Here is a 17,292-nt window from a genome sequence, read left to right as displayed (position 1 = left end):
GCGATCCGACCGTGTAGGGTCGCTTCTTTTTGAAATTGAGACGCCTTTGTGTCAATAGAATTTATTAGCACTGGCTGTGCTAGTAAATTTTATTGAAATAAAATGAAATTCTGGAAAGGAAAGAGCCATGACACATGAAAATGTCATTGAAATGCGAGAAATCACCAAAATTTTTGGTGAATTTGTAGCCAATGATAAAATCAATTTGGAACTCAGAAAAGGTGAAATTCACGCTCTTTTGGGAGAAAATGGTGCCGGCAAGTCAACCTTGATGAATATGCTGGCTGGCCTGCTTGAGCCGACCAGCGGTGAGATTGTAGTGAATGGAAAGTCAGTTAAACTGGACTCTCCATCAAAGGCGGCCTCACTTGGTATCGGGATGGTGCACCAGCACTTTATGCTTGTTGAAGCTTTTACTGTCGCTGAAAATATCATCCTTGGAAGTGAAATCACAAAAAATGGTGTGTTGGACTTGAAAGGTGCCACTAAAGAAATTAAGGAACTGTCTGAGAAATACGGATTGGCAGTTGATCCATCTGCTAAGGTAGAAGATATCTCTGTCGGTGCCCAGCAGCGGGTTGAGATTCTGAAAACTCTTTATCGTGGGGCGGACATTCTCATCTTTGACGAGCCAACAGCCGTTCTGACGCCAGCTGAGATTGATGAATTGATGAAAATCATGAAGAATCTGGTAAAAGAAGGAAAATCTATCATTCTCATCACTCACAAGTTGGATGAGATTCGGGCAGTTTCTGACCGAGTAACGGTTATTCGTCGCGGAAAATCCATTGAAACAGTTGAAATCGCTGGTGCAACTAACCAAGATTTGGCTGAAATGATGGTGGGCCGGGCTGTTTCCTTCAAGACTGCGAAAGAGCCTGCTAATCCTCAAGAAACTGTCTTGTCAATAAAAAATCTTGTTGTTGAAGAAAACCGTGGTGTTCCAGCTGTTAAGGGCCTTTCTCTTGATGTCCGTGCTGGTGAGATTGTTGGTATTGCTGGGATTGACGGCAATGGTCAAACTGAGCTGATTCAGGCTATTACAGGTCTTAGAAAGGCTAGCTCTGGCGAGATTACAATTAAGAACCAGTCTATTATTGGTAAGCAGCCGCGGCAGATAACTGAAATGAAAGTCAGCCATGTTCCTGAAGACCGTCACCGTGATGGTTTGGTCCTGGCAATGTCCATTTCTGAAAATATTGCTCTGCAGACTTACTATAAAGAACCGCTCAGTAAAAATGGAATCCTGAACTACGGTAACATTTATTCTTACGCACGCAAGTTGATGGATGAATTTGATGTTCGGGCGGCTAGTGAATATGTACCTGCTTCAGCTCTTTCAGGAGGAAACCAACAGAAAGCTATCATTGCTCGGGAAGTGGACCGTGATCCAGACCTTCTGATTGTCAGTCAGCCAACTCGCGGACTTGACGTGGGAGCTATTGAATACATTCATAAACGTTTGATTGAAGCACGGACTCAAGGCAAGGCTGTCCTAGTTGTTAGCTTTGAGCTAGACGAAATCCTCAATGTTTCTGATAGAATCGCCGTTATCCACGATGGTAAGATTCAGGGAATTGTAACTCCAGAGGAAACTAATAAGCAAGAGCTTGGTATTCTCATGGCTGGTGGTAAGATTCAGAAGGGAGCTTCAAATGTCTAAAAAAGCACAACAGATTGCAGTTCCTTTAATCTCAGTTCTTCTAGGGATTTTATTGGGAGCGGTTGTCATGGCCATCTTTGGTTATGATGCTATCTGGGGGTATGAATCCCTCTTTAAAACAGCTTTTGGTTCTTTGAGAAGTTTGGGTGAGATTTCTCGTGCGATGGGACCTCTGATTCTCATTGGTTTGGGCTTTGCTGTAGCTAGCCGTGCTGGATTCTTTAATGTTGGGCTTCCAGGACAGGCTTTGGCCGGCTGGATTATGGCTGGCTGGTTTGCACTTTCCTTCCCAAATTTACCTCGTCCACTGATGTTATTGGCGACTGTAGTCATTGCAGCAGTAGCTGGTGGTATTATCGGATCTATTCCAGGAATTCTGCGTGCTTATCTGGGAACGAGTGAAGTCATCGTAACCATTATGATGAACTATATTGTTCTTTTTGTTGGAAATGCCCTTATTCATAGTTTCCCAGAATCTGTGATGCAGAGTGTTGACTCTAGTAAGCGTGTCAGTGCAAATGCGATTTATCAAACAGAGTGGTTGAGAAGTCTTACATCTAACTCTCGTATGAATATCGGTATCTTCTTTGCCTTGATTGCAGTAGTGGTTATTTGGTATTTGCTTAAGAAAACAACACTTGGTTTTGAAATTCGTGCTGTAGGGCTTAATCCAAATGCATCTGAATATGCAGGGATGTCATCTAAGCGTACTATTATCGTATCTATGATTATTTCAGGTGCTCTTGCAGGACTTGGAGGAGTAGTAGAAGGACTTGGAACTTATCAGAATGTCTTTGTTCAAGGAAGTTCCTTGAGTGTTGGTTTCAATGGTATGGCGGTAAGTCTCTTGGCAGCCAATTCTCCAATTGGAATCCTCTTTGCAGCCTTCCTCTTTGCAGTTTTGAGTGTTGGTGCTCCAGGTATGAATGTGGCTCAGATTCCAACAGAACTTGTAAACATCGTAACAGCTTCTATTATCTTCTTTGTCAGCGCCCACTATCTGATTGAGCGTATGACAGGTATGACAATCTTTGATTTCCTTAAAAATCGACGTCAAGAAGCTAAAAAAGTGAAGGAGGGAAACTAGGATGAATATTGTAACGGTATTAAGTTTATTAGTATCATCTATGCTGATTTATGCGGCTCCCTTGATTTTCACAAGTATTGGCGGGGCTTATTCTGAACACGCTGGTGTTGTTAATGTCGGCTTGGAAGGAATCATGGTTATGGGGGCTTTTACAGGCGTTCTCTTTAACCTGACTTTCGAGAAGAGCTTGGGTAGCGCGACTCCGTGGCTTTCTTTGATTGCTGCTGGTTTAGTCGGAGTTGTCTTCTCTCTTATCCATGCTGTTGCGACCATTACCTTCCGTGCTGACCACGTTGTGAGTGGTACAGTGCTGAACTTGCTGGCGCCAGCCTTGGCAATTTTCCTTGTTAAAGCTATTTATAACAAGGGACAAACAGATAACATTCAGCGTTCATTCGGGAAGTTTAATTTCCCTGTTCTGTCTGATATTCCAGTCTTGGGAGACATTTTCTTCAAGCATACAAGCTTGGTTGGTTACCTTGCTATTGCTTTCTCTTTCCTTGCTTGGTTTATCATGTTTAAGACCAAATTCGGACTGCGTCTTCGCTCAGTCGGAGAGCATCCGCAGGCGGCAGATACCTTGGGAATCAATGTTTATCTCATGCGTTATTGCGGTGTCATGATCTCTGGTCTGCTCGGTGGTATTGGTGGAGCTATTTATGCTCAGTCAATCTCGGTTAACTTTGCTGTGACAACTATCGTAGGTCCAGGATTTATCGCCTTGGCAGCTATGATTTTTGGTAAATGGAGTCCTATCGGAGCTATGCTGGCGAGTCTCTTCTTTGGAGCTTCCCAAAGTTTGGCGGTTATCGGGAACCAGTTGCCATTGCTTTCAAGTGTTCCAACGGTTTATCTGCAGATTGCACCTTATGTATTGACGATTGTAGTCCTTGCGGCATTCTTTGGTAAAGCTGTTGCTCCGAAAGCGGATGGTATCAACTATATCAAGTCTAAATAAACCTTTACACCAGTTCTTTGGAGCTGGTGTTTTTGGTGTTTGAAAGAAGCTATAATCATAGGAATAGAAAAAGCCTGCTTCAAGTGAAGCGGGCTTTTTAAGATTAGTTGGTTGCAATTTCATTTAGCAGGTCTTCTGCAGTGGTGGTTGGGTTTATGCGAACGCGGTTGAGTGAGAGTAAGCCATTGGATAGAGAAGCTAGTCCGTTATTGGTTGTCAGTCCCATTTTATAGCCAAGGCTTTCAGCAATCTGCAAGGTTGCATCACTGTATCGTCCAGATGGATAGGCAACGGTTGTTGTTGTTTGAGACAGTTCTTTGTCTAAGTAAGACTTGGAGTCTTTTAACTCAATTTTTTGTTGGTCTTCTGCAGTCGCTGAGAGATCAGGATGGTTGACGGTGTGATCTTCAAAAGACATGCCTTTGTCCTTCATTTCCTTTATCTCATCCAGTGTCAGCATATCTTCACGACCCGCTTGAACAAATCCAGTAATGACATTATTGGTTGCTTTCATGTCATATTTCTGGAGAAGTGGAAAGGCATTAGTATAGAAATCCCTTAAACTATCATCGAAGGTCAGCCAGACGACTTTTTTGTTTTCTGGTAGGACATTTTCCGTCAGTACCTTGTATGCTTCTGCTGGTGTTAGTGGATAGTAGCCTGCGTCTTTCAAGGCTTTCAGATGACTTTCAAATGTGGCTGGGTCCACAATCAAACCGGCGTTAGCTGCTTCTGATGGATCCATGACGTGAATAGCATGATACATCAAGATAGGTACTTGAACTGGTTGGTCTTGCTTAACCCATTTGACCTTGTCTTTGCTACTGTCATCCGAAGTCGTCTTTTTTTCCCGAGTCGGTGCTGACGAAGTTTTAGATGAAGTATTGACTTGGTTCGTTGACACGTTATTAGCTTCTTTTTGGTTGTGCGAGTTTTGCAGCTTGGCTAGTAAAGAAAAGCCACCTACAATCAGGACAAGAAAAAGTAATAAACTTGTTAAAGAAAGCAAAATAGCTCTTTTCCTAGCTTTGCGTTGCTGCATGCGATTTCCTCTATGTTTTCCTGTCATAATATCTCCTTTTTTAAAAAAATTACAATTCCTTGCGGAAATTTACATCTATTATAACAAATAAAGAAGTAGTTTTGTAGGCATTTTTATATAATTTTGTTATAATATTTTTTATACAAGAAATTTTCAAGGAGTGCTTCATGTCTATTAAAATAGCTTTACTTGGTTTTGGAACAGTGGCCAGCGGTGTGCCTTTTTTGCTGAAAGAAAACGGAGAAAAAATCGTTCAAGCAGCTCATTCAGAGATTGAGGTTGCTAAAGTCTTGGTCAAAGATGATGACGAAAAAGATCGTCTTTTAGCAGCTGGAAATGACTTTAACTTTGTCACAAATGTTGAAGAAATTCTGAAGGATCCTGAAATTACTATCGTTGTGGAATTGATGGGACGAATCGAGCCAGCGAAAACGTTCATCACTCGTGCTCTTGAAGCTGGCAAGCATGTGGTAACGGCCAATAAGGACTTGTTGGCTGTTCACGGAGCAGAGTTGCTGGAAATCGCTCAAAAGCAAAACGTTGCTCTCTACTATGAAGCAGCTGTTGCTGGCGGGATTCCAATCTTGCGTACCTTGGTTAATTCACTGGCTTCTGACAAAATCACTCGTATCTTGGGTGTGGTTAATGGGACCTCTAACTTTATGATGACCAAGATGGTGGAAGAGGGTTGGTCTTATGAAGACGCTCTTGCTGAAGCACAACGCCTTGGCTTTGCTGAAAGCGACCCAACTAATGACGTAGATGGCATTGATGCGGCTTACAAGATGGTGATTCTTAGCCAGTTCGCCTTTGGTATGAATGTTAAATTTGAAGATGTGGGCCATCAGGGAATTCGAAATATCACACCAGAGGATGTGGCTGTTGCCCAAGATTTGGGCTATGTAGTCAAGCTGGTAGGTTCTATCGAAGAAACGGCATCAGGTATTGCAGCAGAAGTGGCTCCAACTTTTCTGCCAAAAACTCATCCGCTGGCTAGTGTCAACGGGGTGATGAACGCCGTCTTTGTCGAATCCATCGGCATCGGAGAATCCATGTACTACGGACCGGGAGCTGGTCAAAAACCAACTGCAACTAGTGTTGTAGCAGATATTGTCCGCATCAGCCGCCGTTTGAATGAAGGAACAGTTGGCAAGGCCTTTAATGAATTCAGCCGTGAGCTTGTGCTAGCTAAGCCAGAAGATGTGAAGAGCAGCTATTACTTCTCTATCTTGGCACCTGATTCTAAAGGCCAAGTTCTGCATTTGGCTGAGATTTTCAATGCTGAGGATATTTCCTTTAAGCAGATTCTGCAGGAAGGTACAGATGGTGAGAAGGCTCGGGTGGTGATTATTACCCATGCTGTCAGCAAGACACAGCTGGAAAATGTCACTGCTAAGCTTAAAGAAGTTGCTGAGTTTGACTTGCTCAATACCTTCAAAGTATTAGGAGATTAAGATGAAAATTATTGTACCAGCGACCAGTGCCAATATCGGTCCTGGCTTTGACTCTGTTGGGGTAGCCCTCTCAAAATATCTGGAAATTGAAGTCTTGGAAGAAAGTCAGGAGTGGGTGATTGAGCATGACCTCAATCCGAGAATTCCTAAGGACCGGCGTAATTTACTGGTTAAGATTGCCCTGCAGTTGGCTCCAGATATTCAGCCGCGTCGTTTAAAAATGACCAGTGATATTCCATTGGCTCGCGGGCTTGGATCTTCTAGCTCGGTCATCGTAGCTGGGATTGAATTGGCCAACCAGTTGGCTCATCTTAATTTGTCGGATTATCAGAAGCTGAAAATCGCTACAAAGATTGAAGGACATCCTGACAATGTTGCGCCGGCGATTTATGGTAATTTGGTCGTATCTAGCTCGTCCAGGAATCAGGTATCTGCTGTTGTAGCGGACTTTCCGGACGCAGACTTCATCGCCTATATCCCAGACTATGAGCTTCGGACGGTTGAGAGCCGCCAAGTCTTACCAAATCGGCTTTCTTACAAGGAAGCTGTTTCAGCTAGCTCCATTGCCAATGTTGCGATTGCAGCTCTTTTAAAAGGTGATATGAAAATCGCTGGTCGGGCTATCGAGTCTGATTTGTTCCACGAAAAATACCGTCAACCTTTAATCAAGGAATTTTCAGATATTAAGTTCTTAGCCAGAAAAAATGGCTCTTATGCAACCTATATCTCAGGAGCGGGACCAACTGTCATGGTCTTATCGCCTAAGCACAAGACAGAGAAGATTTATCAGCTTCTGCAAAAACAGAATTTCAAGGGGCAAATCTTCCGGCTTCAGGTGGATACTGAGGGTGTCCAGGTAGAAAAATAAATCATCAAGAGGTTTTCCATGAGCCTCTTTTTTCTTTTCTAGGAACACGTATACAATAGAAGGAGTGGATATCCCTATCTTTTTATACCTAACTGTGCTATAATGGGTCTAGCTTAAAGGAGGATAATTCACTTTATGGATCATTTAGAATTACAGGCTCTGGCGAGTGAGCTAGCTTTCGGTGCCATCAGGAATGCTCTTTCTAGCCAAACACAGCGTTTCACTACTAGACAATTATAAGCGTTAAAAAGCTGACCTTTCTCAGCTTTTTCTTTGTAATCTATCGTAAATGCTATAGATTTTTGATATAATAGAGTGTATTTTGTTTACATAAAAGAGAGAAAATCATGCAAAAACTAGAGAAATTAAAAACTGAATTAGAGGGAATCGACATTCGCTTCAATGAGCCTTTGAGTCAATACACCTACACAAAGGTCGGGGGTGCAGCCGATTTCTTAGTTTTTCCCCGCAATCGTTATGAGCTGGCTCGTATTGTCAATTTTGCCAATCAAGAAGATATTCCTTGGATGGTGCTGGGAAATGCCAGCAATATCATTGTGAGAGACGGTGGTATCCGAGGTTTCGTGATTATGTTTGACAAGCTCAACAATGTAGCGGTAGATGGCTATATGATTGAGGCAGAGGCTGGTGCGAATCTGATCCAGACTACCCATATTGCCTTACAGAATAGTCTGACAGGCTTTGAGTTTGCCTGTGGTATTCCGGGCAGTGTCGGCGGAGCTGTCTTTATGAACGCTGGGGCTTATGGCGGCGAGATTGCTCATGTCTTGGTATCTTGCAAGGTACTGACTCCTCAGGGCCAAGTCAAAACGTTGGACGTTCGGGATATGAAGTTCGGCTATCGTCACTCACTTGTTCAGGAAACAGGCGACATTGTTATTTCTGCTAAGTTTGCTCTTTCGCCTGGTGTTCACAGAACGATTCGTCAGGAAATGGAGCGCTTAACCCATCTGCGGGAGCTCAAGCAGCCTTTGGAATATCCATCCTGTGGCTCTGTTTTCAAGCGTCCTTTGGGTCACTTTGCTGGTCAGCTCATTAGTGAAGCAGGACTCAAAGGTCATCGGATCGGTGGTGTAGAGGTATCTGAGAAGCATGCCGGCTTTATGATTAACGTTGATAAAGGAACGGCTCAAGATTACGAAAATCTTATCGCTCATGTGATTGAAAGGGTGCGGGAAAATTCAGGTATTACTCTGGAGCGCGAAGTCCGCATCATTGGTGAATCTCTGTAAGACAGATATGATTTCCAGTAGAAGTATGCTGGATAAGGAACTGCAGTTGGCTGCAACTTAGTAAGGGGGTGAAAGCCTATCGACACGGAATTTATAAAGGGCCTTTACAGCCCTCACGAGGTAGCAGCGGTCTGACAGAACCCTTAATCTGTTAATACGAGAAAGAAGGAATTTATGACAATTGAAAAAACCAATCATCGAGTTTAAAAACGTTTCAAAAGTTTTTGAAGATAATAATACTGTCGTCCTGAAAGATATTAATTTCGAGCTGGAAGAAGGAAAGTTCTATACTTTGCTGGGGTCTTCTGGTTCTGGCAAATCAACGATTCTGAACATCATTGCTGGACTTTTGGACGCGACGGACGGGGATATTTTTCTTGATGGCGTCCGCATCAATGATATTCCAACTAATAAACGAGACGTCCACACGGTTTTTCAGTCCTATGCACTGTTTCCGCATATGAATGTTTTTGGAAATGTGGCCTTTCCGCTGCGTCTGCGCAAGGTTGATAAAAAAGAAATTCAAGAGCGGGTTGTTGAAGTACTGAAAATGGTTCAGCTGGAAGGCTTTGAGCGCCGTTCTATTCGCAAATTGTCGGGCGGTCAGCGACAGCGTGTAGCCATTGCGCGGGCAATCATTAATCAGCCGCGGGTTGTTTTGCTGGATGAGCCTCTGTCTGCTCTGGATTTGAAGCTGCGTACAGATATGCAGTATGAGTTGCGGGAATTGCAGCAGCGTCTGGGTATTACCTTTGTCTTTGTCACGCACGACCAAGAGGAAGCTCTGGCTATGAGCGACTGGATTTTCGTTATGAATGACGGCGAGATTGTTCAGTCGGGGACGCCTGTTGATATTTATGACGAGCCCATCAACCACTTTGTTGCAACCTTCATTGGCGAGTCCAATATTCTGCCAGGTAAGATGATTGAGGACTATCTGGTTGAGTTTAACGGCAAGCGCTTTGAAGCAGTGGATGGTGGGATGCGCCCAAATGAATCTGTTGAAGTGGTGATTCGGCCGGAGGACTTGCGGATTACTCTGCCAGAAGAAGGCAAGCTGCAGGTTAAAGTTGACACCCAGCTTTTCCGTGGCGTTCACTATGAGATTATCGCTTATGATGAACTGGGCAATGAATGGATGATTCACTCAACTCGCAAGGCCATTGTTGGTGAAGAAATTGGCCTGCATTTCGAGCCTGAAGATATCCACATCATGCGTCTCAATGAAACTGAAGAAGAATTCGATGCCCGTATCGAAGAATATGTAGAAGTAGAAGAGCAGGAAGCGGGTCTGATCAATGCTATTGAGGAGGAACGTGATGAAGAAAACAACCTCTAATCTTTTTCTCTTGCCTTACCTGCTCTGGATTTTCCTCTTTGTTTTGGCACCTGTTGTTATGATTATCTGGAAATCCTTCTTTAACATTGAAGGCCAGTTTACGCTGGAAAACTACCAGACCTACTTCACATCGCAGAACTGGACCTATCTCAAGATGAGTCTGAATTCGGTTCTTTATGCAGGGATTATTACTGTCGTAACCCTGCTGATTTCCTATCCGACCGCATTCTTTTTGACTCAGCTCAAGCACAAGCAGCTCTGGCTGATGCTGATTGTCCTGCCGACCTGGATCAATCTCCTGCTCAAAGCTTATGCTTTCATTGGTATTTTCGGTCAGAATGGCTCAATTAATCAATTTTTGACTTTTATCGGAGTAGGACCGCAGCAGATTCTCTTTACGGACTTTTCATTTATCTTTGTAGCTAGCTACATTGAGCTACCCTTTATGATTCTGCCCATTTTCAACGTTCTGGATGATTTGGATCCTAATCTTATCAATGCCAGCTACGACTTGGGAGCTAATCGCTGGGAGACATTCCGTCGGGTTGTTTTCCCTTTGTCCTTGAATGGTGTCAGAAGTGGAGTGCAGTCAGTCTTTATCCCTAGTCTCAGTCTCTTCATGCTGACCCGCTTAATCGGTGGTAATCGAGTGATTACTCTGGGAACTGCCATTGAGCAGCACTTCCTGACTACTCAAAACTGGGGCATGGGCTCTACTATCGGAGTGGTACTGATTGTTGCTATGCTCTTTACCATGTGGGCAACCAAGGAAAGGAGAGGGCGATGAAAAAAATTGCAAATCTCTATTTGGCCTTTGTCTTTTTGGTGCTCTATATCCCCATCTTTTACCTGATTGCTTATGCTTTTAATGCTGGGGAAGATATGAATCGCTTTACAGGATTCAGTCTCAGCCATTTCCAGAATCTCTTTGAGGATTCACGTTTGATTCTGATTTTGGTTCAGACTTTCTTTCTGGCTTTCCTGTCATCACTGATTGCGACGCTGATTGGAACTTTTGGAGCCATCTATATCTATCAAGCCCGCAAGAAATATCAGGATGCCTTTCTGTCTATCAACAATATCCTCATGGTGGCGCCGGATGTCATGATTGGAGCAAGTTTTCTGATTCTCTTTACCACAGCTAAATTCCAGCTGGGCTTTCTCTCTGTGCTGGCTAGCCATGTGGCCTTTTCCATTCCGATTGTGATGCTGATGATTCTTCCGCGTCTGAAAGAAATGAATGATGATATGATTAAGGCTGCCTATGACTTAGGCGCCAGCCAATTGCAAATGCTGAAAGAAATCATGCTGCCCTATCTGACTCCAGCCATTATCGCTGGCTACTTCATGGCCTTTACCTACTCACTAGATGACTTTGCTGTGACCTTCTTCGTTACAGGCAATGGCTTCTCTACTCTGTCTGTTGAGATATACTCCCGCGCTCGTCAGGGAATTTCTCTGGAAATCAATGCCCTGTCAGCCTTGGTCTTTCTCTTCAGCATTGCTTTGGTAATTGGGTATTACTTTATCACCCGTGAGAAGGAGGAGACTGTATGAGAAAGCTCTATTCATTTTTAGCGGGGATTCTGCTGATTATCTTAGTCTTGTGGGGTGTCAGTTACCAGATTGAAAGTCGGACGCAGAGCAAGGAGAGCGATAAGCTGGTCATTTACAACTGGGGTGACTATATTGATCCTGAGCTGCTGACTGAGTTTACTAAGGAAACTGGTGTCCAAATCCAGTACGATACCTTTGACTCGAATGAAGCCATGTATACAAAAGTGAAGCAGGGCGGCACAACCTACGACATTGCTATTCCCAGTGAATATATGATTGCAAAGATGATGAAGGAAGGCTTGGTGGAGAAGCTAGATCATAGCCAGATTAAAGGCTTGGAAAATATTGGATCTGACTTTTTAGACCAGCCTTTCGATCCAGGAAATCAGTACTCGATTCCTTATTTTTGGGGAACGCTGGGTATTGTCTACAATGAAAAAATGGTTGATAAAGCTCCAGAGCATTGGAATGACCTCTGGCGTCCTGAATACAAGAACTCCATCATGATGATTGACGGAGCCCGCGAAGTCATGGGAATTGGTCTGAACTCGGATGGTCATAGTCTTAACTCCAAAGATACTAATCAGCTGCAGGAGGCTGTCGATAAGCTCTACACTCTGACGCCAAATATCAAGGCTATTGTGGCTGATGAGATGAAGGGATACATGATTCAGAACAATGCAGCTATTGGTGTGACCTTTTCTGGTGAGGCTCGTCAGATGCTGGAGGCCAATGAAGACCTGCGCTATGTCGTGCCTACAGAAGCCAGCAACCTTTGGTTTGACAATATTGTCATTCCCAAAACCGTCAAAAATAAAAAAGCAGCCTATCAGTTTATTAACTTTATGCTGAGACCGGAAAATGCTTATAAAAATGCCCTTTATGTCGGCTATTCGACACCAAATCTTCCTGCCAAGGCCATGTTGCCTAAGGAAGTTCAGGAAGATGAGGCTTTTTATCCGACTGAGGAAACGATGAAACATCTGGAAGTTTATGAGCAGTTGGGCCCTAAATGGCTGGGGACTTACAACGACCTCTATCTTCAAGTCAAGATGTATCGGAAGTGATCATCAAACAAGCTTGCTTGATGAATACAAAAAAACGCCTAGCTCAATGAGCCGGGCGTTTTCTGCTTTCTTAGTTTGAAGCTTCTGTTTGAGTATTGGTTGCAGTGTCTTGACTCTGGCTAGAAGCGGTAGTGTCGCCTGCTGCTGTATCTGCAGCGGAGCTAGACGCACTAGTCTCAACAGCTGCTGTATCACTGCTGGAAGCTGCTGTATCAGTTGCAGTTGTTGAAGCAGGGTTGCTAGTTTCTTTTTCGATTTCCTTGATGATGGTAGTCGTTGCAGTAGAGCTACTGGTATCAGTTTTTGATTTTTCATCCTTTTGGCCGGTTAGATTCATGATCGTGATGCTGGCAATGATGATAGATAAGATACTGGCAACAGTTGCAATAGTCTTTTGGAAGGCTGAAAGGCCAGTTTTAATATGCTGTTTAGTAGGTTTTTTAGATGATTTTGTCTTGTTTTTATTGCTGCGAGAATAGTTTTCCATGCTCGAAAGAATCTCCTTTTAAAATTTCAATGATTTCTTATCTCTCATTATACGTTTTTTATCTGAAAATGTCTTTAAAAAATCAAATTTTTATCTATGAAAACGCACACAGAAGATTGCTGTCAAGAAAAGAGGCTGCTCAAGTTTTGGTTGAGCAGCTTCTTGAGCTAGAATAGCAAAGTAATTACGCTTTTTCATCTTGGAGTACCGTTTGAGCGACAGCCAGCCTTGCTGCTGGAACCCGATAAGGAGAGCAGGAGACGTAGGTGACACCAATTTCTTGGAAGAAGGGGATGGAAGCCGGATCGCCACCGACCTCACCACAGATGCCGATTGAAAGGTCAGGCTTGACTTGACGGCCCTTGCTGATAGCTATCCGCATCAATTCACCAACACCGGCTTGGTCGACACTTTGGAAAGGATCGAAAGGAAGGATTTCTTTCTCCTTATAATGGCCGATGAATTTTCCAATATCGTCCCGTGAGAAGCCATAGGTCATCTGGGTCAGGTCGTTAGTACCAAAGCTGAAGAAGTCCGCTTCCTGAGCCAGCTGGTCTGCAACCAGACAGGCACGCGGAAGTTCAATCATGGTGCCAATTTCATAAGGGAAAGGCTCCTGACCTTGATGCCTAAAGAGCTTGTTGATATGTTGGGTGAGAAAGGCTCTGACAGAGTCCAGCTCAGCCTTATCTGCAATCAGCGGAATCATGATTTCTGGCTTGACGGTCAATCCTTCCTGACTCAGCTTGATAGCACTCTTGAAGACAGCTTCGACCTGCATTTTGTAAATCTCTGGTTGCGTAATCCCCAGACGGCAGCCGCGGTGACCTAGCATTGGATTGCTTTCTTGCAGCTGTTCAATGCGGCGAGTCAGTTTCTCTGGTGACTTGTGCAGCTTGTCAGCCAAAGCCTTGATTTCCTGTGAATCTTTAGGTAAAAATTCGTGCATCGGTGGATCCAAAAGACGGATAATCATAGGTTTGTCCTGAACTGCTTGTAACATTTGATAGAAGTCTTCTTCTTGGAACTCCAGCAGTTTTTTGAGGGCGGATCTGGTTTCCAATTCGTTGTCGGCTAGAATCAGGCGCCGCATTTCTAGAATCCGTTCCTGGCCAAAGAACATGTGTTCGGTACGAGCCAGACCAATGCCCTTTGCCCCAAACTTAATAGCTGTTTTTAGATCTTGAACGGTCTCTGCGTTGGCACGGACTTTGAGCTGTGCGACTTCGTCTGCCCATGAAAGCAGTCGTTGGAGTTCTTGGTCATTTTCGACTAGGACGGTCGGAATCTCACCGCTATAAATGCGCCCAGAGCTGCCATCAACTGAAATGACGTCACCTTCGGTCAAGACAAGACTTCCGCAGGAAACGGTCTTGCTGTCCTCGCTGATGGTCAGCTCTCCACAGCCAGCCACACAGCAGGTTCCCATTCCCCGGGCTACGACAGCTGCGTGAGAAGTCATCCCTCCCTGGCTTGTCACGATGGCCTGGCTGACCACCATGCCCTCAATGTCTTCAGGTGATGTTTCCTGACGGACTAAAATGACCTTTTTACCCAAGGAGTGGTAGTCTTTCGCGCGCTCAGCTGTAAAGACAATCTCGCCAGTTGCAGCACCAGGGCTTGCTGGCAGTCCTTGAGCCAAGAAAGGAGCATCTTGCAGAGCTTTTTCTTCAAATACAGGATGGATGAGCTGGCTAATCGTAGCAGGAGATACGCGTTGTAGAGCTTCTTTTTTGCTGATAATGCCCTCGTCTACCAGATCTAAGGCGATTTTCAAAGATGCTTTGGCGGTCCGTTTACCGTTTCTAGTTTGGAGAATATAGAGTTTACCCTTTTCTATGGTAAATTCGATATCTTGCATGTCCTTGTAGTGGTTTTCGAGAATCTTAGCATAGTCTTGGAAGGCTGCATAGGCCTGAGGGAGAGCTGTCTCAAGTGCAGCAATAGGCTCAGGGGTTCGAATGCCGGCTACGACATCCTCTCCTTGAGCATTGAGCAAAAATTCACCAAATAGCTGATGCTCACCGCTGGCGGGGTTTCTCGTAAAGACGACTCCTGTACCACTGGCTTGGTCGCTATTGCCAAAGACCATGGCTTGGACATTTACCGCTGTTCCCAGGTCGTGAGGAATATTATTCAAGTTGCGGTAGACCTGAGCTCGGGGATTATTCCAAGACTTGAAGACTGCCTTGATAGCAGCATAGAGCTGCTCTTTTGAGCTTTGGGGGAAGGTCTGATGATGCTCACGATAAAGCTGCTTGTACTGGTCGATTAACGCTTGATGTTCTTCCGATGTAAAATCCTTGGCCTGTTTGCCAGCATTCCTTTCAAAATAGCCCAATAGGTCATCGAACTCATCCTTGGAAATGCCATAAACCACATCAGCAAACATTTGCAGCAGACGTCGGTAGCAGTTGTAGGCAAAGTCAGCATTGGTCTGCTCAGCCAGAGTCTGGGTTCTTAAATCGTTTAGACCTAGATTGAGAATAGTGTCCATCATGCCGGGCATGGAAAACTTGGCTCCGCTTCGAACAGACACTAAGAGCAAGGCTGAGTCGTTGCCACTGAAATATTTACCTGTTTTTTCTTCTAATTCAGTAACCGCTTTCAAAACATCTTCTTTTAAAGAAGATTCAAAGAAATAAGGGCTTTTTAAATATTCGATACAGCTTTCTGTAGTAATAGTAAAACCTGGAGGGACAGGCAGTCCCAAATTGGTCATTTCAGCTAGATTGGCTCCTTTTCCGCCAAGCAAAGCCTTGTCATCTGCACATCCTTCCTCGAAGGAGTAAATCCATTTCGCCATATTTACCTCCAAAATTATGAAATATGTGTCATATTGTAGGACAACTACATTGTAATATACATCACATATATTTGTCAACCGAAAAAATTATCCTATTTTATTGACAATTTTTCTTTTTTTGTTATAATGTGTTACAAAATGATGATTATTTAAACGTCTGAAAATGAAATATGAGCAATAATTCCTAAATTTTAAGCGAAATCAGGCTAATCATCTATTATAAAGAACGAAGGAGTCAGACCTATTTGAAATTAAGTGAACGGCAAAAGAAAATTGTAGAAATTGTTAAAGAACACCAGCCACTCAGCGGCGAGAAAATTTCAGAATTACTCGATATTTCTCGGGCGACTCTGCGCTCGGACCTGTCTTTTCTGACTTTGGTTGGGATTTTGAAGGCTACACCTAAAGTTGGTTACACGTACTCGGGCTCGGATTTAGAGACGCTTTTCTTTTTCGATACCTTTCGAAAGGAAGTGGCGGAAATTATGACATCGCCTGTTTTGGTATCTCATGATTCTTTTATTCAAGATGCCATTATTACCTTATTTATGTATGATGCGGATGTTCTCTATGTCATTGATGAGCATAAGCTGCTCTTGGGGATTTTGTCGCGTAAGGACTTACTGCGGGCTTCGCTCAATACTAACATTGACAGCACTCCTGTAGCGGTCTGCATGACCCGAATGCCCCATATCAAAACTTGCTACAAGGATATGAATATTTTGGAAGCAGCAGCAGTTTTGCAGGATTTTTCGATTGATTCGCTGCCGGTAGTGGATAAGGATAATGAGCGTAAAATTTTAGGAACTGTGACCAAGTCAGCTCTGTTGGATTACATTATTCAAGAGGCCAGAAGCGCTGAGGTTAATAGATAAGAGGAATGAACATGAAGAAAGAAATTATTGTTTACAGCATTTCAGATTCTTTGGGGGGGACTTCGCAGAAGCTATTGTCTGCGGTGACAGCCCAGTACCCAGATATTATTTTTAATAACAGCTATCGTTTCCCATTTATCAACAAGGAAGAAGAATTGCTGGAAATTCTGCGTGATGCCATCAAGGATGATGCCCTTGTCATCAGTACACTGGTTGATGGCAGCTTGGCAGCAGCTGCTAGGGAGTTCAGTCAGGCCAATGGCCTTGCTTATCTGGATTTGATGCATCCATTTTTTGAGATTATCAGAGAAAAGACAGGCACCAGTCCTATAGAGGTGCCGGGTACTCTGCACCGGCTGGACACTGAGTATTTTAATAAGATTTCCGCTATTGAGTTTGCAGTTAAATACGACGATGGCAAGGCGCCGCAAGGATTTTTGGATTCGGATTTGGTGCTCTTGGGCGTCTCCCGAACATCTAAAACACCACTCAGTATTTATCTGGCTAATAAAGGCTACAAGGTTTCCAATCTGCCTTTGATTCCAGAAGTTCCTCTACCTCAGGTCTTGGATAAGGTTGATCCGGAGCGGATTATCGGCCTCTTATGTGAGCCAGAAAAACTGTCTAAGATACGCAGTAATCGCTTGAATTCTCTGGGATTGACCCAGTCGACCAGCTACACAGATCTGGAAAAGATATACGAAGAACTAGACTACTCAAAAGAAGTCTTTAAAAAGTATCGGGCTCATGTCATCAATATCACGGATAAATCAATTGAGGAGACGGCTTTCTTGATTGAAGACCGTTTGAAGAAATTGAGATAAGAGAGAAGATTG

Annotated in this window: 15 protein-coding genes; 12 read left to right on the top strand and 3 right to left on the bottom strand. The window is 43.8% G+C overall.

Annotated features, from left to right (window positions below):
- Window positions 1-127: 127 nt before the first annotated feature.
- The 3 genes from FOC72_RS05255 to FOC72_RS05245 are packed head-to-tail and all read left to right on the top strand — an operon-like array spanning window position 128 to window position 3,708.
- Window positions 128-1,663, top strand: coding sequence for an ABC transporter ATP-binding protein (locus tag FOC72_RS05255; RefSeq protein WP_002895644.1), 1,536 nt, complete (start codon window positions 128-130; stop codon window positions 1,661-1,663).
- Window positions 1,656-2,750, top strand: a complete 1,095-nt coding sequence (locus FOC72_RS05250; protein ID WP_002895642.1) for an ABC transporter permease — start codon at window positions 1,656-1,658, stop codon at window positions 2,748-2,750. Before FOC72_RS05255 ends, FOC72_RS05250 begins: the two co-directional genes overlap by 8 nt.
- Window position 2,751: 1 nt before the next feature.
- Window positions 2,752-3,708, top strand: coding sequence for an ABC transporter permease (locus FOC72_RS05245; protein ID WP_002895641.1), 957 nt, complete (start codon window positions 2,752-2,754; stop codon window positions 3,706-3,708).
- 103 nt (window positions 3,709-3,811) lie between these two features.
- Here FOC72_RS05245 and FOC72_RS05240 read toward each other — a convergent pair whose 3' ends face one another.
- Window positions 3,812-4,777: a polysaccharide deacetylase family protein gene (locus FOC72_RS05240; protein ID WP_002895640.1), complete on the bottom strand. Its 966-nt coding sequence runs from the start codon at window positions 4,775-4,777 to the stop codon at window positions 3,812-3,814.
- A gap of 140 nt (window positions 4,778-4,917) precedes the next feature.
- Here FOC72_RS05240 and FOC72_RS05235 point away from each other — a divergent pair, with 140 nt between their 5' ends.
- The 7 genes from FOC72_RS05235 (at window position 4,918) to FOC72_RS05205 (ending at window position 12,288) form a co-directional block, all read left to right on the top strand.
- On the top strand, window positions 4,918-6,204 hold the full coding sequence (locus FOC72_RS05235; RefSeq protein ID WP_002895639.1) for a homoserine dehydrogenase: 1,287 nt from the start codon (window positions 4,918-4,920) through the stop codon (window positions 6,202-6,204).
- A 1-nt stretch (window position 6,205) separates the two neighbouring features.
- Window positions 6,206-7,072, top strand: a complete 867-nt coding sequence (gene thrB, locus FOC72_RS05230; protein ID WP_002895638.1) for a homoserine kinase — start codon at window positions 6,206-6,208, stop codon at window positions 7,070-7,072.
- Between the two features lie 347 nt (window positions 7,073-7,419).
- A complete protein-coding gene (murB, locus tag FOC72_RS05225) occupies window positions 7,420-8,325 on the top strand; it encodes a UDP-N-acetylmuramate dehydrogenase (RefSeq protein WP_002895636.1) in 906 nt (301 codons plus the stop codon).
- Window positions 8,326-8,506: 181 nt separating this feature from the next.
- The gene (locus FOC72_RS05220; protein ID WP_002895635.1) at window positions 8,507-9,664 is read left to right on the top strand and encodes an ABC transporter ATP-binding protein; all 1,158 of its coding nucleotides are present in this window, start codon (window positions 8,507-8,509) and stop codon (window positions 9,662-9,664) included.
- A complete protein-coding gene (locus FOC72_RS05215; RefSeq protein ID WP_002895634.1) occupies window positions 9,645-10,451 on the top strand; it encodes an ABC transporter permease in 807 nt (268 codons plus the stop codon). Before FOC72_RS05220 ends, FOC72_RS05215 begins: the two co-directional genes overlap by 20 nt.
- Window positions 10,448-11,221, top strand: a complete 774-nt coding sequence (locus FOC72_RS05210) for an ABC transporter permease (RefSeq protein ID WP_002895633.1) — start codon at window positions 10,448-10,450, stop codon at window positions 11,219-11,221. Before FOC72_RS05215 ends, FOC72_RS05210 begins: the two co-directional genes overlap by 4 nt.
- A complete protein-coding gene (locus tag FOC72_RS05205; RefSeq protein ID WP_002895632.1) occupies window positions 11,218-12,288 on the top strand; it encodes an ABC transporter substrate-binding protein in 1,071 nt (356 codons plus the stop codon). The genes FOC72_RS05210 and FOC72_RS05205 overlap by 4 nt, the downstream gene beginning before the upstream one ends.
- Window positions 12,289-12,358: 70 nt before the next feature.
- On the opposite strand, the gene FOC72_RS05200 is transcribed toward FOC72_RS05205, so the two are convergent.
- Both FOC72_RS05200 and ppdK read right to left on the bottom strand, forming a co-directional pair.
- Complete coding sequence (locus FOC72_RS05200) at window positions 12,359-12,775, bottom strand: DUF6556 family protein (RefSeq protein ID WP_002895631.1); 417 nt, start codon at window positions 12,773-12,775, stop codon at window positions 12,359-12,361.
- Between the two features lie 184 nt (window positions 12,776-12,959).
- A complete protein-coding gene (gene ppdK / locus FOC72_RS05195) occupies window positions 12,960-15,581 on the bottom strand; it encodes a pyruvate, phosphate dikinase (protein WP_002895629.1) in 2,622 nt (873 codons plus the stop codon).
- A gap of 245 nt (window positions 15,582-15,826) precedes the next feature.
- Between ppdK and FOC72_RS05190 the strand changes: the two genes are divergently transcribed.
- Both FOC72_RS05190 and FOC72_RS05185 read left to right on the top strand, forming a co-directional pair.
- Entirely contained in the window at window positions 15,827-16,456 is a 630-nt protein-coding gene (locus tag FOC72_RS05190) for a CBS domain-containing protein (RefSeq protein ID WP_002895628.1), read from the top strand.
- A 5-nt stretch (window positions 16,457-16,461) separates the two neighbouring features.
- Window positions 16,462-17,280 (top strand): pyruvate, water dikinase regulatory protein, encoded by an 819-nt coding sequence (locus tag FOC72_RS05185; protein WP_002895627.1) that lies wholly within the window; start codon window positions 16,462-16,464, stop codon window positions 17,278-17,280.
- Window positions 17,281-17,292 lie beyond the last annotated feature (12 nt).

This window comes from Streptococcus sanguinis, from assembly GCF_013343115.1.
Lineage (GTDB): Bacteria > Bacillota > Bacilli > Lactobacillales > Streptococcaceae > Streptococcus > Streptococcus sanguinis_H.
Note: the sequence above shows the minus strand (reverse complement) of the source record. Positions and strands in the feature narration are given on the sequence as shown.